The organism is Alteribacillus sp. YIM 98480 (genome assembly GCF_009765375.1).
Classification (GTDB): Bacteria; Bacillota; Bacilli; order Bacillales; family Marinococcaceae; genus Alteribacillus.
Map to the genome: position 1 here is coordinate 118,062 of NZ_VTOK01000009.1, position 12,429 is coordinate 130,490.

12 protein-coding genes are annotated in these 12,429 nt (G+C 40.4%); 1 reads left to right on the forward strand and 11 read right to left on the reverse strand.

Annotated features, from left to right (window positions below; translation table 11 throughout):
* Positions 1-205: 205 nt before the first annotated feature.
* On the reverse strand, positions 206-2,314 hold the full coding sequence (locus FZF09_RS12890) for a heterodisulfide reductase-related iron-sulfur binding cluster (RefSeq protein WP_158737017.1): 2,109 nt from the start codon (positions 2,312-2,314) through the stop codon (positions 206-208).
* A 267-nt stretch (positions 2,315-2,581) separates the two neighbouring features.
* On the opposite strand from FZF09_RS12890, the gene cls reads away from it, so the two are divergent.
* The gene (gene cls, locus FZF09_RS12895; RefSeq protein ID WP_158737018.1) at positions 2,582-3,781 is read left to right on the forward strand and encodes a cardiolipin synthase; all 1,200 of its coding nucleotides are present in this window, start codon (positions 2,582-2,584) and stop codon (positions 3,779-3,781) included.
* Positions 3,782-4,209: 428 nt separating this feature from the next.
* Here cls and FZF09_RS12900 read toward each other — a convergent pair whose 3' ends face one another.
* The 10 genes from FZF09_RS12900 to FZF09_RS12940 form a co-directional block, all read right to left on the reverse strand.
* Positions 4,210-5,007 (reverse strand): alpha/beta fold hydrolase, encoded by a 798-nt coding sequence (locus FZF09_RS12900; RefSeq protein ID WP_158737019.1) that lies wholly within the window; start codon positions 5,005-5,007, stop codon positions 4,210-4,212.
* Between the two features lie 22 nt (positions 5,008-5,029).
* Positions 5,030-5,209, reverse strand: a complete 180-nt coding sequence (locus tag FZF09_RS12905; protein WP_158737020.1) for a XapX domain-containing protein — start codon at positions 5,207-5,209, stop codon at positions 5,030-5,032.
* Between the two features lie 248 nt (positions 5,210-5,457).
* Positions 5,458-7,128, reverse strand: coding sequence for an arginine--tRNA ligase (argS, locus tag FZF09_RS12910; RefSeq protein WP_158737021.1), 1,671 nt, complete (start codon positions 7,126-7,128; stop codon positions 5,458-5,460).
* A gap of 2 nt (positions 7,129-7,130) precedes the next feature.
* On the reverse strand, positions 7,131-7,568 hold the full coding sequence (locus tag FZF09_RS12915; RefSeq protein ID WP_091586515.1) for a YwiB family protein: 438 nt from the start codon (positions 7,566-7,568) through the stop codon (positions 7,131-7,133).
* A gap of 283 nt (positions 7,569-7,851) precedes the next feature.
* Positions 7,852-8,169 (reverse strand): phosphatase PAP2 family protein, encoded by a 318-nt coding sequence (locus FZF09_RS12920; RefSeq protein WP_158737022.1) that lies wholly within the window; start codon positions 8,167-8,169, stop codon positions 7,852-7,854.
* A 64-nt stretch (positions 8,170-8,233) separates the two neighbouring features.
* Positions 8,234-8,518: a phosphatase PAP2 family protein gene (locus FZF09_RS12925; RefSeq protein ID WP_233269491.1), complete on the reverse strand. Its 285-nt coding sequence runs from the start codon at positions 8,516-8,518 to the stop codon at positions 8,234-8,236.
* 174 nt (positions 8,519-8,692) lie between these two features.
* The gene (locus FZF09_RS23070; protein ID WP_255450543.1) at positions 8,693-8,815 is read right to left on the reverse strand and encodes a hypothetical protein; all 123 of its coding nucleotides are present in this window, start codon (positions 8,813-8,815) and stop codon (positions 8,693-8,695) included.
* 27 nt (positions 8,816-8,842) lie between these two features.
* The gene (locus tag FZF09_RS12930; protein ID WP_158737024.1) at positions 8,843-9,397 is read right to left on the reverse strand and encodes a hypothetical protein; all 555 of its coding nucleotides are present in this window, start codon (positions 9,395-9,397) and stop codon (positions 8,843-8,845) included.
* A gap of 35 nt (positions 9,398-9,432) precedes the next feature.
* Positions 9,433-10,734 (reverse strand): acetate and sugar kinases/Hsc70/actin family protein, encoded by a 1,302-nt coding sequence (locus tag FZF09_RS12935; RefSeq protein ID WP_158737025.1) that lies wholly within the window; start codon positions 10,732-10,734, stop codon positions 9,433-9,435.
* 595 nt (positions 10,735-11,329) lie between these two features.
* Positions 11,330-12,313 (reverse strand): cyclodeaminase, encoded by a 984-nt coding sequence (locus FZF09_RS12940; RefSeq protein ID WP_158737026.1) that lies wholly within the window; start codon positions 12,311-12,313, stop codon positions 11,330-11,332.
* Between the last annotated feature and the right edge of the window lie 116 nt (positions 12,314-12,429).

A 12,429-nucleotide genomic window follows, 5' to 3' on the forward strand; every position in this document is an offset into this window, starting at 1 on the left:
ACGCTCGCTCACTTTTTGTATCAAAAAAAATCCGTATACATGTTGAAAAAAGGGGGAATATCGATTCCCCCGCTATCAATATTTCTTGCGCCTCTGCTGAAAACGCTTTCCTCACCTATTAAACTACTTCAAATTGGTATAAAAATCAAGTATTAATTTACCAGCACTACTTCATTTATTACTGTTTAGAAGCTGTCGTTATATGCTATTCTGCTTCTGCTGCTTTTTGTCTTTCCCCCACTACGGACCGTTCTAAGATTTCTGCAATATCCATCGTTTGGATATCCTCATCAGCTTCTTTGGCTTTGACCCCATCTGTCATCATCGTCAAGCAGTACGGACAGGCGCTTCCGATCATCGATGGACTCGTTTGGAGCGCTTGTTCGGTCCGGGCAACATTTACCCGCTGGCCAGCTTCTTCTTCCATCCACATCATGCCGCCGCCAGCTCCACAGCACATTCCATCCTGACGATTTCTCTCCATCTCAACGATGGTAAGTCCCGGAACCGCCTCTAAAATATCTCGCGGCGGATCGTACACTTCATTGTAGCGCCCGAGGTAACAAGAATCATGATATGTCATCGTTTCTTTCACTTCATGACGTGGTGTGAGCTTTCCTTCGCGCACGAGCTGGGCAAGTAATTCGGTATGGTGATACACTTCCACGTTTTCTAAACCAAATTCCGGATATTCATTTTTAAACGTATTGTAAGCATGTGGATCGATGGTGACGATTTTCTGCACGTCATTTTTTTGAAATTCGTTAACATTAGAAGAAGCAAGTTCCTGGAACAAAAACTCATTTCCGATACGTCTCGGTGTATCCCCGGAGTTCTTTTCTTTGTTGCCAAGGATTGCAAAGGTGACCCCTGCCTCATTCATTAATTTCGCAAACGATTGGGCTATCTTTTGGCTGCGCTTGTCATAAGACCCCATGGAACCGACAAAGAACAAGAATTCAAACGTTTTGTCTTCTTTTTTCAATTCTTTCACAGTTGGGGCTTCAATATCTTCGCGGGCTTCTCTCCATTTTTCGCGTTCTTTTCGGTTAATCCCCCACGGGTTGCCCTGTCGTTCAATATTCATCATCGCGCGCTGCGCTTCAGAATCCATTTTCCCTTCCGTCAACACTAAATAACGGCGTAGATCAATGATTTTATCGACGTGTTCATTCATAACCGGACACTGATCTTCACAGTTGCGGCACGTCGTACATGCCCAAATTTCTTCTTCGGTAATGACATCACCAATTAAGCTGACGTCATAGCCGGCAGCAGCTTCTTTTGCTCCTTTACCTTGAGCAGCCAGCTGGTTTCCATTCGTTCCGCTGAACGCATATGCCGGCAGCCACGGCGAACGGGACGTGACAGCTGCCCCTTTTTCGGTTAAATGGTCTCTCATTTTAATTAATAAGTCCATCGGGGACAGCATCTTCCCAGAACCTGTGGCCGGACACATATTTGTACAGCGGCCGCATTCGACACAGGCATAGAGATCTAACAATTGTTTTTGGTTTAAATCTTCAATCTTTCCAACCCCGAATTCCTCTTTGGTTTCATCTTCAAAATCAATCGATGACAACTGCCCTACCGGATGAGTCCGGCCCAGCCACACATTGGCGGGCCCCGCTATAAGATGAGCGTGTTTGGATTGCGGGACGTAGACTAAAAACGAGAGTAAAAACAATAAATGCGCCCACCAGAATACATAAAACAGTACACCTGCTGCCCCAGCACCAAGTGGGGAAGCAACAAAAGCAATGGCCGAAGCAATCGGTTCAAAGCCCGTTAATCCTTTGCCGAGCCACACCATCTCCATCCCTTTAGCAATCATTTTCGACGTCATTAAGCCGCCGATAAATATCAGCACCAATCCTGCTTTCCAGCCGCGTTTTAAGCGAACCAGCTTTTCTACATAGCGGCGGTAAAACGCCCAAACAACTGCCGCCAAAATCATAAATACAACGACTTCCTGAAACAAGGTGAAATAAGGATATACAGGCCCAAGCGGGAGGTGGCCCCCTATCTGCAGTCCTTTCCAAATCGTGTCGATGGCACTAAACTGCACGAGCAAAAATCCATAAAAGAACATCACATGAATGGTTCCGCTTTTCTTATCTTTCAGTAGTTTCTTCTGTCCAAACACGTTGGTCAAGATCGCTTCCCATCGCTCTTTGACCGTTTGATTAAATTCTGCCTTTTGACCGAGCTTAATGTATTCGTACCTCGTTTTCACAAGCTGAGCAAAAAGGTAAACAGCATAAAAGGTAACGACAATAAAAGCTATCCAATTCACAATTAAAAACGTATCCATATCTATTCTCCTTTCTACAGCAGGCATAACCCGGCAGCACTATAAAAGAAAACGCTTTCTTTTACGAGCTTTGATTATCGGTTCTGCGAGAGTTAGAACCGATAAAATTCTGAATTGGACCAATTTTATATACATTATAACAAAAAAATTAGTGAGTGAACATTCAGTCGAGTGTTTTTTTTAAATTCCTATCATTTCAAGTGCTAGTTTATTAATTTTCGGGCATTATAATAACAAGATCTCAAAATGTTACGGGAGGTTCTGCCGATGGTGTTTGTTTTTTATTTTCTTATCGCCATGTTGCTGGTCATTTTGTATATTTGGCTGGATTTTTTTCTAGGAAAAAGAAAACATCTTCACCAGCAAAACGCCGTTTTTTATCCATCAAGAGAAGGGCAAGTTCAATGGATTGATACCGGTAAAGTTTTTTTTGAAACAATGTTTGAAGACATTCAACATGCAAACAGCCACGTACATGTACTTTTTTATATCTTTCGAAACGACAGCATTGGCAGTCAGTTCATTGATCTTCTCATTCAAAAAGCTTCGGAAGGAATCGAAATAAAAGTTCTTGTCGATCGAGTTGGCTCTGGCTTGAATCGTGAAGGTCGGCAAAAGTTAAAGAAAGCAGGAGTTCTGTTTGCATATGCTAAAACTCCTTCTTTCCCTTTCTTTTTCTTCACTTTAAACCGCAGGAATCACCGTAAAATAACGGTGATCGATGGGAAAATCGGATATACTGGCGGATTCAATGTCGGGGATGAATACCTGGGGCATGATCCTAAATTAGGCCTTTGGCGTGATTTTCACTTGCGTTTTTACGGGGAAGGAGTACAAGATTTACAATCGCAATTTCTAGAAGATTGGAAACAAGCAAATAGGAATTCTTCTAAAAGAGAAAAAAGTTACTTCCCTTCGTTAGAAAAGGGCAGGCACACATTCCGTTTTTTTGCTACGGAAGGACACGGTTTAGATACTTTCTTTATGGAGGGTATAAAAAAAGCGAAAAACTATATTTATATTGCCAGTCCATACTATGTGCCGAGTATAGAGCTGCAAAGCGCTCTTCTGGATGCATTAAAACGAGGGGTAGACGTTCGTATTATTCTTCCAGAAAAAAAGGACCATCCCCTCGTAAAAGAGGCGTCCTTATCCTATTTAGAAGACTTGATAAAAAGCGGTGCTTCTATCTTTCATTTTCAGCAAGGGTTTTTTCATGCAAAAACTGTTTTAATAGATGATAAGTTCTGTGATGTGGGTACTGCTAATTTTGATCAGCGAAGCTTTTTTTTAAACTGTGAAATGAATACTATTCTTTCTTCTCCTTCAAATATAAGTTCTGTCAAAAACCGGCTTGAGAAAGACATGTCCCAATCAACCATACTTCATCTTGACGAATTGCAATACCGCCCTTTTAAAACAAGAGTAAGAGAAAAAATTGCAAGTATAGTGGAACCTCTTCTTTAGTACTTGCCCTTTCTCTTATTTCTTGGTGCCAATAACTGTTATAGTTAGAAATGGCTGTCCCACAAGTCCGTTTTCCGCAAACACAACAGGAATAATCCTCATGAACAAGTGCGCCATCTACTCCAACTCTCTTTGCTCGTTCTCATAGTATCTTCTTTTCTTTGCCGCGTGTGAGGTTCAGCTCCCTGGCATGTCTTCACATTGCCCTCTTCCCCGCAGACTCCTCGTATATTCCAGTTTCCCTTTAACTAACCTTTTGAGACAGCCATATCTCTAATGTATAGTTTATAGGAGGCTGTTTAGAATTCAAAAAATTTAATTTTAAAGTCCCTGATTTTTTAGTTTGGTTTTTGGAGATATTGTTCAAGAAGGCAGTGTCCCCTTGTGTAACTTTAGTGTGTGGAGGTTTTGAAAGGGGCATTCTTTAATTAAGAAAGCAAGTTATTATCTTTGCTTTGCAACTCATTAACAAATCGCTTAACTACTGCGTTGTATGCATCAGGTTCCAAGGTAGGAACTTGGTGCCCTACACTTCCTACGAGCACCACATCCTTTGCGGCCTTTAATGCGTACTTATAAAATAAATACTGATAATAATGGACATACCAATCACGAGATCCATAGACGAGCAATGTTGGAACTTGCAGCTGCGGCAGCCTCCAAGTACAGTTGTAATAAAGCCCTGATTCATAAAGAGACTGCAATAAAGATGGATTGATTCCTTTTACCGTTTCAGCGATAGCTTCTCTGTGTGAGGCTTTTTTTGAGTTTGAAAAAGAAAGCATTTGCGCAAGCATTACATTCCATTCATTTTTTGCAATCCAAATACCTGTTTCAAACTCTTTTCTTAAAAGGGTAGTACAAACCTCTGGAAAGGCTCCTACGAGAACGATGCCTGCTGTTCGATCCGGCCAATTTAAAGCGAATTCTAATGCCACCGAACTTCCGCTTGAATAACCGCACAATACAATTTTTTTATGGCCGCGTTCATTCGCTAAATTCAGAAGATCTACTGCCCATTCGGAAATGGATAACGTTCCAGCACCGTCACTGCTGAAACTATGACCCCTTGCATCCATTAACACTACTTGAAATTCAGGGGCAAGGTCACGCTGCTCCATAAAAGTAGCTGCTCCCATAGAAGGCGGATGAATAAAATATAATGGCATGCCGCGTCCCCATACTTGATAATGTAAGGTTGCTCCTTGAGAAGAGAAAAAAGGCACTAGTTGTTCACCTCAGTAACGGTCAACTTCCCCCGCCTTGTAACAAGGGAAGCACCCATTCATATATTTTATAACCTAGAAATATTCCAATGATACCCATCACTCCAGCAAGAGCCGGCGGTGCCGGGATCGGCAAACGAATGATAGCAAATACTAATCCCACTACGATCCCTGTAAAAAGGGATAAAATAACCTCTTGCATTCCAGTCACTTCCTTCTGCCTAATTTGTATCAAAAGCTCGTCTTTTATACTTTCTATCAAGATAATAACATGTATTATAAAAATTCAGTTTGCTTACGAAACAGTCTACAAAAACTAAATTTTATACTGTTTTGCTAATATTGTTTCCTCCCTATGTTTAGAAAACTCGTCCTTATACATGCTAAATTTTTATCCTTTTTTATCAGCGCAAAAGAGCCGTCCCAGATTAGGAACGGCCCTTTACTTTTTTACATTTTTTCTGGAGCAGAGACACCAATTAATCTCATTCCGTTTTGTAAGGTGGTTTGCACAGCTTTGACTAAAACTAGACGTGCTTTTGTTTTTCTTTCATCCTCGCTGTCAACGACCCGTTCCGCATTGTAAAAACTGTGAAAAGCAGATGATAGTTCATGCAAATAATTGGTAATGCGGTGTGGAGCATATTTCTCTGCAGCTAAAGCTACTATCTCAGGAAACTCACCCATTTTTTTCAACAAATCATATTCTTTTTCTGTTGCCACAGCACTTAGATCAGCCTCAGGCTCAAAAGCAAATCCTTTTTCCTCTGCTTGTCTAAAAATGCTGCATAAACGAGCGTGAGCATATTGAACGTAATATACCGGATTTTCATTGGACTGTGATTTGGCCAGATCCAAATCAAAATCTAAATGCGTATCCGCACTTCTCATAGCAAAGAAATAACGTGTTGCGTCTATACCGACTTCTTCCATTAAATCGCGCAGCGTCACTGCTTTACCAGTACGTTTACTCATTTTTACTTTTTCTCCGTTTTCATACAAGTTAACCATCTGGATGATTTGGGTTTCAAGCTGCTCCTTATTATATCCTAACGCTTGTACTGCTGCGCGCATCCGGGGAATATAGCCGTGATGATCCGCTCCCCATATGTTAATGACTTTTTTAAAGCCGCGTTCAAACTTATTTTTATGGTAAGCAATATCCGGAGTCAAATAAGTGTAAGTACCATCACTTTTTACTAGTACCCGATCCTTGTCATCTCCGTAGTTAGTTGATTTAAACCAGATCGCACCGTCTTCTTTATATACCTCCTGGCTTTCCTCTAAGAGTTGAAGTGTCTCTTCAATTTTGCCGTCTTCATAAAGGGAGGTTTCTGAAAACCAAACATCAAAATCAACCCCGAAATCCAGCAGGTCTTGCTTAAGCTTTTCCATTTCCCGCTTTAAACCATACTCACGGAAAAAAGCCAGCCGTTCTTCTTTTTCGACGTCGACATATTGTTCGCCGTGTTTTTCTGCTAATTCTTTTCCAAATTGCTGAACATCTGCCCCGTGATAGCCATCTTCCGGCATGTCTGCATCAACGCCTAGAGCCTGCAAATAACGAGCTTCTACCGACAGGGCAAGATTTGAAATTTGGTTGCCGGCGTCGTTAATGTAATACTCTCTGGTGACGTCATATCCTGCCATAGTTAATATGTTGCAAAGGGAATCACCTACTGCTGCTCCTCGGGCATGTCCTAAGTGCAGATTACCAGTAGGATTGGCAGAAACAAATTCCACCTGTACTTTTTCCTGCCCGCCATAATTAGTCTTTCCGTAGGTCTTTCCTTCATTGACTATAGAAGGAATCAAGTCACGTAAATAACTATTATCAAGAAAAAAATTAATAAATCCCGGGCCTGCTATTTCCATTTTTTCAATAGAGGCCTTGGATTTATCAAAATTTGAGGTGATATCTTCTGCAATGAGTCTAGGCGCCTTTTTGGCAACGCCAGCTAACTGCATGGCTAAGTTAGTCGCAAAATCGCCATGCTCTTTTTCCTTAGGTGTTTCTAGAATGATAACCGGCAGCTCTTCTTTTGAAACGATTCCTGCTTTTTCAGCTGCTTGAGCGACTTCTTCTTTAATTCGTTCCTTCATCTGTTCCACGATGTTCACGTTTATGTTTCCTCCTCTATTGAAATAGTGACATCATATCGTCCGGCAGCGGAACCTTGTAAGGTTAAGTCATAACCAAATTGAATTCGTCCGGTTTTTCCACTGTCAGACCACATAACAGCTACTTGATCTGTTTCTGCTTCTGTTCTTAGTTTACCAAAAGGTGTTTCATAACTTCCTTCAGTAATTTCTCCATATTGATAAAGCTGCCGCATTGCTACAGATCCTGAGCGAATCACTGTGATTTCCTGTTCCCCTACTTTTAAAACAGTAGACACCTCACCTATGTCATCTAATTCTTCTTTAAAATTAACATAAGTGAAATTATTTTTTTTATAAAGCTCACCTTTTGCTTCGAGGTTTACCTGGTCTTTTTCACCTTGTTGACGAATGTTTGTCGTCATTTTCACTTCTACTGGCGTTTTGAGGGTTTCAGACATGCTCTATTCACTCTCCTTCTGATTTTACGGAAGCCTTAGTCATTCCTTACACTTTATCCCTTTAACAAAGTTGCACATTAAAGTATAAATAAGGCACGTCCATTTATAACCAGGTCTGAGCAGCAGGGAAAATTTTTTACCTATCTAGTACTTCTCCGTATAGAAAGTGTAGCGATTCCTTATGATCCATGCAAGGAGAAAACGAAAATTTCCTTTATTTCACGGGCGTTGCTGCAAATGATCTGATTATAAACACTCTATGTACGAAATCTTTTATCTATTCCTACGAGAAATGATGCGCATCTGATTTCCGAGAACCTCTTGCATACTGTTTCCATCTTTTTACCGCTATTACAGACGTTCCAGCTCCAAAAAGAAAACCTGCCATAACATCGGTTGGATAATAATGACCAACATATATACGCGATATAATGACGAAAAGGGAGAACATAAAAGCTGTGACTCCTGCTTCTTTTTTATTAGGTAAGAAAGTATACATTTTGGCGTTTATGATGTCTAGCTTCAGTGCCCAGCCGCTCAGGCGCACACGATAAAGAGAAACTTTTGCTAAAAACGCCACGTCTTGTGGCATTTGCGACATTAGCACATCCTATGCGTCGACGTGTGCGATCTTAGTAGAAGTTCATTAAGATTAGCTGAACGTCTTATGTCTTTCCTTTCGACTCCGGGCCCCCTGCGCGAAAACTCCAGAACCTATCGCGGGCTCCCAGGATGGGAGTCAGTTCGGCGTTGTCACAGGACGTGACGCTCGTAGCCGAACTTCCTTCTTTTAAGGCGCTTGCGTCTTTCTTACTTACCACCCATAGCAAAACAGCGAATACACCCATAATCAATGCCTGATCACTAGGAAAAGAAGGAGATGCTCCTCTTTCTATCAACAGCATAACACTTTCATCATTCATAAAAGGCCTTGCCCTGTTAATAGACATTTTAATAAGCTCGTTTATTCCCATCGCAATTGTTAAAGTAATATTCCTAATACTCCCCATAGACGCTGTTTCATAAACAATAATACTAGAAGAGCTAAAACTCCAATTATAATGCCGTACAGAGATTAGAAAAACTCGGCTTGCCGCCAAGTCCAAATGGAGGGAGGCGTAGTTTTACTTACACTTTGATCCTTCAATAAACTTATTCTTTCCAAAGTATAAAAAACGCATGGCAGCATCCAGCCATGCTGTATTGCCTGCCATGCCATTAATCTTTTCAAACAAATACAAGTCCATAAGCTATATTCTCTTTATTCTGCGCAACTAATTTAAGTTTTGGCGTTTCAATTTATTTTTGGCGCGTTTTAAAGGAGAAAGCTTTTCTTGTTTTTGTTTATTTTTCTCTTTAAGGTTAAAGTTTTCAGCATCTTGCCTGTTTTTATCATCCGTCGCTTCTTCCGGTGGTTTCTTTTCCTGTTCTTCTGGAGAACGGGGAGTTTCTGTTTTTGGTTGAGGCGGTGCAGGGAGGTGAACGCTCGAAGCAGCAGACTCCCTTGATCCCGGCTGCATTAATAGAAGTCTTATAGCGTTTCCTACGAACACTCTTCCCTCTTCACTCTCTAAAAAGGATTGTTGTTCTTTGTTCAATCCATCTGAAGGAATAGAGAGGTTCAAATGATTTTCAACCTGAGACTGCTGCGCTCGCTGTGACTCTAATCCTTTTTTTATAAGATGCTCGGTTAAACGGTTTCGACTCCAATCAGGCTCTTCTTCTAAAATTTGATTGAATTCATCGACCCAATCCGCTTTTAAAGAAGGAGCAAACGTCCGGCCGAGACCTTTTACATACCCTGCTTTATTCCCTTTAGAATTGGACACGCCACCACCCCCTTTCTATTACCCTGAATTAAATGTTAGTTGACCGGCTCTAGTTTTGCTTCTTCTTTTTCTGTCAGCTGAATGAGATTAGCGATTAAATACCCTCTAGAAGTGAAAAATGGGGCTTCTTCCACTTTATCCGGCATGATTACCCACTCTTGTCCTTGAAGTTCCATAAACTTTTCTTGTACCTCTTTGAATACAGGATATCCAAAAAGAACGCCTCCGCCTACTAAGACCAGTTCATCGACACCGGCACTATTCCAAGCGGAAGTAAGTGCTTTTTTGTGGTCGTTCGCATATTTACGAATTTCTTCCATAACAAGCTCTGTGATATCGGTTGTTTTTTTGGATTTTAGCAGCCGCACTTCAAAGGTTGGCGTTTCCGTTTCCCCTCTGATTACTTCCAGAATACTAGGCTCAATTACTTCACTCATGAACTCCTCACGAGATTGATAAGCACGTTCTGAATCATCTAAATCAAATAATTCTTTCAGTGCTCTAAATTCATCAAGGTTGTCCACTTTTTCTCTAATTCTGTCGATATAAGGGTTCGTTCCTTCGATATCGAGACTTTGTGATAAATTCCCGTCAATACCTTCTTCGGTAAAAATAATCATTTCGGAAGTGCCTGCCCCTAAATCACCTAATGCATAAGTCTCTGACAACCGATCCTGCAGAGAGGTTTCCACTAATTCACCTTGCTGGATATCAAAGTTTAAAGAAAGATCTGTTATTGCACCTTCGCCATACATTTTTCCGCTTCCAATCACCAAAGTTACGGTTTTCTTCTCTAAAGGTCCGTCCATAAATTCTACTGTATGCGTTCCTTTTACGCTTTCTAACGCTTTTTCAGAGCCTAATTCTTTAATTTCGCTAACTGGAAGTCCGCCGGCATAAGGAATGTGTATTTCTTCTTTATTTTCTTTGGCTGCCATTACTGCTAAACCTGAGATGGTAGTTATGACATGAAGATCATTGGAGAATTTTGTTGTAGACATATTCTTTTGTGTCTCCTCCATCGGATTGTACGTTGGTTCTTCTTTTCCTTTTTTATTTCTGGCGTAATGACCAACATATACATATCTCTCTTGATTTACAGTAGACAGTGATTTTGAGGTGATTTTTAAGTGAAGCTTTTTCTCTATAGTATTCGTCTCTGTGGAGCCTTCTACGGCAGACTTTTTATCTTCTGCTGGAGCAACAATCGTTGGAATTGCAAAGGAGGCAATGTTCCCGTGTCTATTTAAGTAACTGAATTTCGCACTTTTATTTCCTTGGTCAACCCCTGAGATTATTATATTTTTATCATAGAGTTTTTGGATAACATCTAACATTTTTTCTCCTCCGTTCTGGATTTTTCTGATATAGTCTTCCAAATTAAAACATAAAACATTTCAAAGATTAGTATAAATGAATTCAAACATGTTCACAAACATGTTTGCGAAAAAATATTTTTTCTTTTTTATACTTTAGGAAAGTCTAACTTTGCTAAAGGAGCAAAGTATAAGAAAAACTACGGTTTCCGCCATTTGGACTTGGCTAAAATCCAATTTTTTCCAATGAGGCATCAGAAGCATACAGGTGATTTTAAATTTTCAAACAAGTTGACAAACATGTTTATAACTATTATTAACATGTTTATTAACATAACTATAAAACTTGTTAGCTAACATGTTTGCCTGATGAATAAGCGCCCCCTTTCTGAAAACTCTTTTCTCTTATTATACGTAAACTATCTTTTCTTTCGGATTACATTTTCATTTCGAGCAGTAAAATTTGAGCATGAAAATGCTTAGAAAAATTCGGCTGTTCTCCATGTAAACGAAACCGTCTGCCTCCATGTTCCTTATCCTGTTTACTACTTTTTTATCGTTCTAAAAAGAGACCGGCCTAACTATACTCTTGCTGCCAGTCTCTCCTCCTGCTGTATTACTCTGTAAATAACAAACCTTTCTCCGCTTCTATCAACTTGTCATATGCATAAACCGCTATCGCTGTATCCTGCACACCAGTTCCGGTCAAGTCACAGAAAGTGATCTCGTTCTCATTTTTTCTTCCTTGGGCTTTCCCTAAAGATAATTCTCCTAGTTCCACTATTTCACTTGTCTCCTCAATAACGCCATTTTCAAGGGCATGGTGGTGCTCTCCTAATCGAAAGACTTGATTTTTAGAATCACATGCAAGAACATCCACTGCCCCTAACACTTCAGGATGGACTTCATTTTTCTCCTCAGCATCCGACCCCATCGCTGTAATATGAAGACCTGGATGCAGCCATTCTTTTTGAATGATAGGTTCTTTAGCAGGAGTAGTTGTTATCACGGTGTCACACTGACGAACAACCTGTTCTGCACTTTCTGCAGCCGTTACTTTAACTTGAAGCTCCTTTTCCATATCTTTTATATACTCGTCTACACGTTCCTGACGGCGTCCGTAAACGAAAACCTCTTTCACGTGACGCACAAGGCTTAATGCGCGCAATTGATATCTTGCCTGTGTTCCTGTTCCTATAATACCTGCTATTTCTACATTTTGTTTGGCCAGGTACTTAGAAGCCATTGCGCCAGCTACGGCTGTCCGAACATCTGTTAAATATCCGTTATCTTGAAGAACTGCTTTTGGAAATCCTGTTTCCGTGCTAAAAAGAAGCATCATTCCGCTTAGGCTGGGAAGTCCTTTTGCATCGTTATTAAAAAAACCTGAAGAAATTTTTAACGCAAACTTATCAATCCCCTTTACATAGGCAGTCTTCACATCTACTTCCCCATTATTCTCCGGGATGTCTACTCGAAGAATTGGGGGCATCGTTACCTCCCCTTTTGCGAGCTTTTGAAACCCTTCCTCTATTAAATCTAATGCTTTCTCGTTAACACCTGTTACATTGCGGATTTCGTTTTCAGCAAAAATGTACACTGAGTACTACTCCTTTCTTCAAGTTTTGATGCATTTACGGCTTCATTCCTTCATATTCCTTCATGATTTTTTTTATTAAACCTTACCTCTTAATTTATACAAATATTTTATATCTC

Coding starts and splice junctions, on each gene's coding strand:
- FZF09_RS12890 (WP_158737017.1), bottom strand. CDS start 2,314: ATGGATACGTTTTTAATTGTGAATTGGATAGCTTTTATTGTCGTTACC.
- cls (WP_158737018.1), top strand. CDS start 2,582: ATGGTGTTTGTTTTTTATTTTCTTATCGCCATGTTGCTGGTCATTTTG.
- FZF09_RS12905 (WP_158737020.1), bottom strand. CDS start 5,209: ATGCAAGAGGTTATTTTATCCCTTTTTACAGGGATCGTAGTGGGATTA.
- FZF09_RS12915 (WP_091586515.1), bottom strand. CDS start 7,568: ATGTCTGAAACCCTCAAAACGCCAGTAGAAGTGAAAATGACGACAAAC.
- FZF09_RS12920 (WP_158737022.1), bottom strand. CDS start 8,169: ATGTCGCAAATGCCACAAGACGTGGCGTTTTTAGCAAAAGTTTCTCTT.
- FZF09_RS12925 (WP_233269491.1), bottom strand. CDS start 8,518: ATGTCTATTAACAGGGCAAGGCCTTTTATGAATGATGAAAGTGTTATG.
- FZF09_RS23070 (WP_255450543.1), bottom strand. CDS start 8,815: ATGGACTTGTATTTGTTTGAAAAGATTAATGGCATGGCAGGCAATACA.
- FZF09_RS12935 (WP_158737025.1), bottom strand. CDS start 10,734: ATGTTAGATGTTATCCAAAAACTCTATGATAAAAATATAATAATCTCA.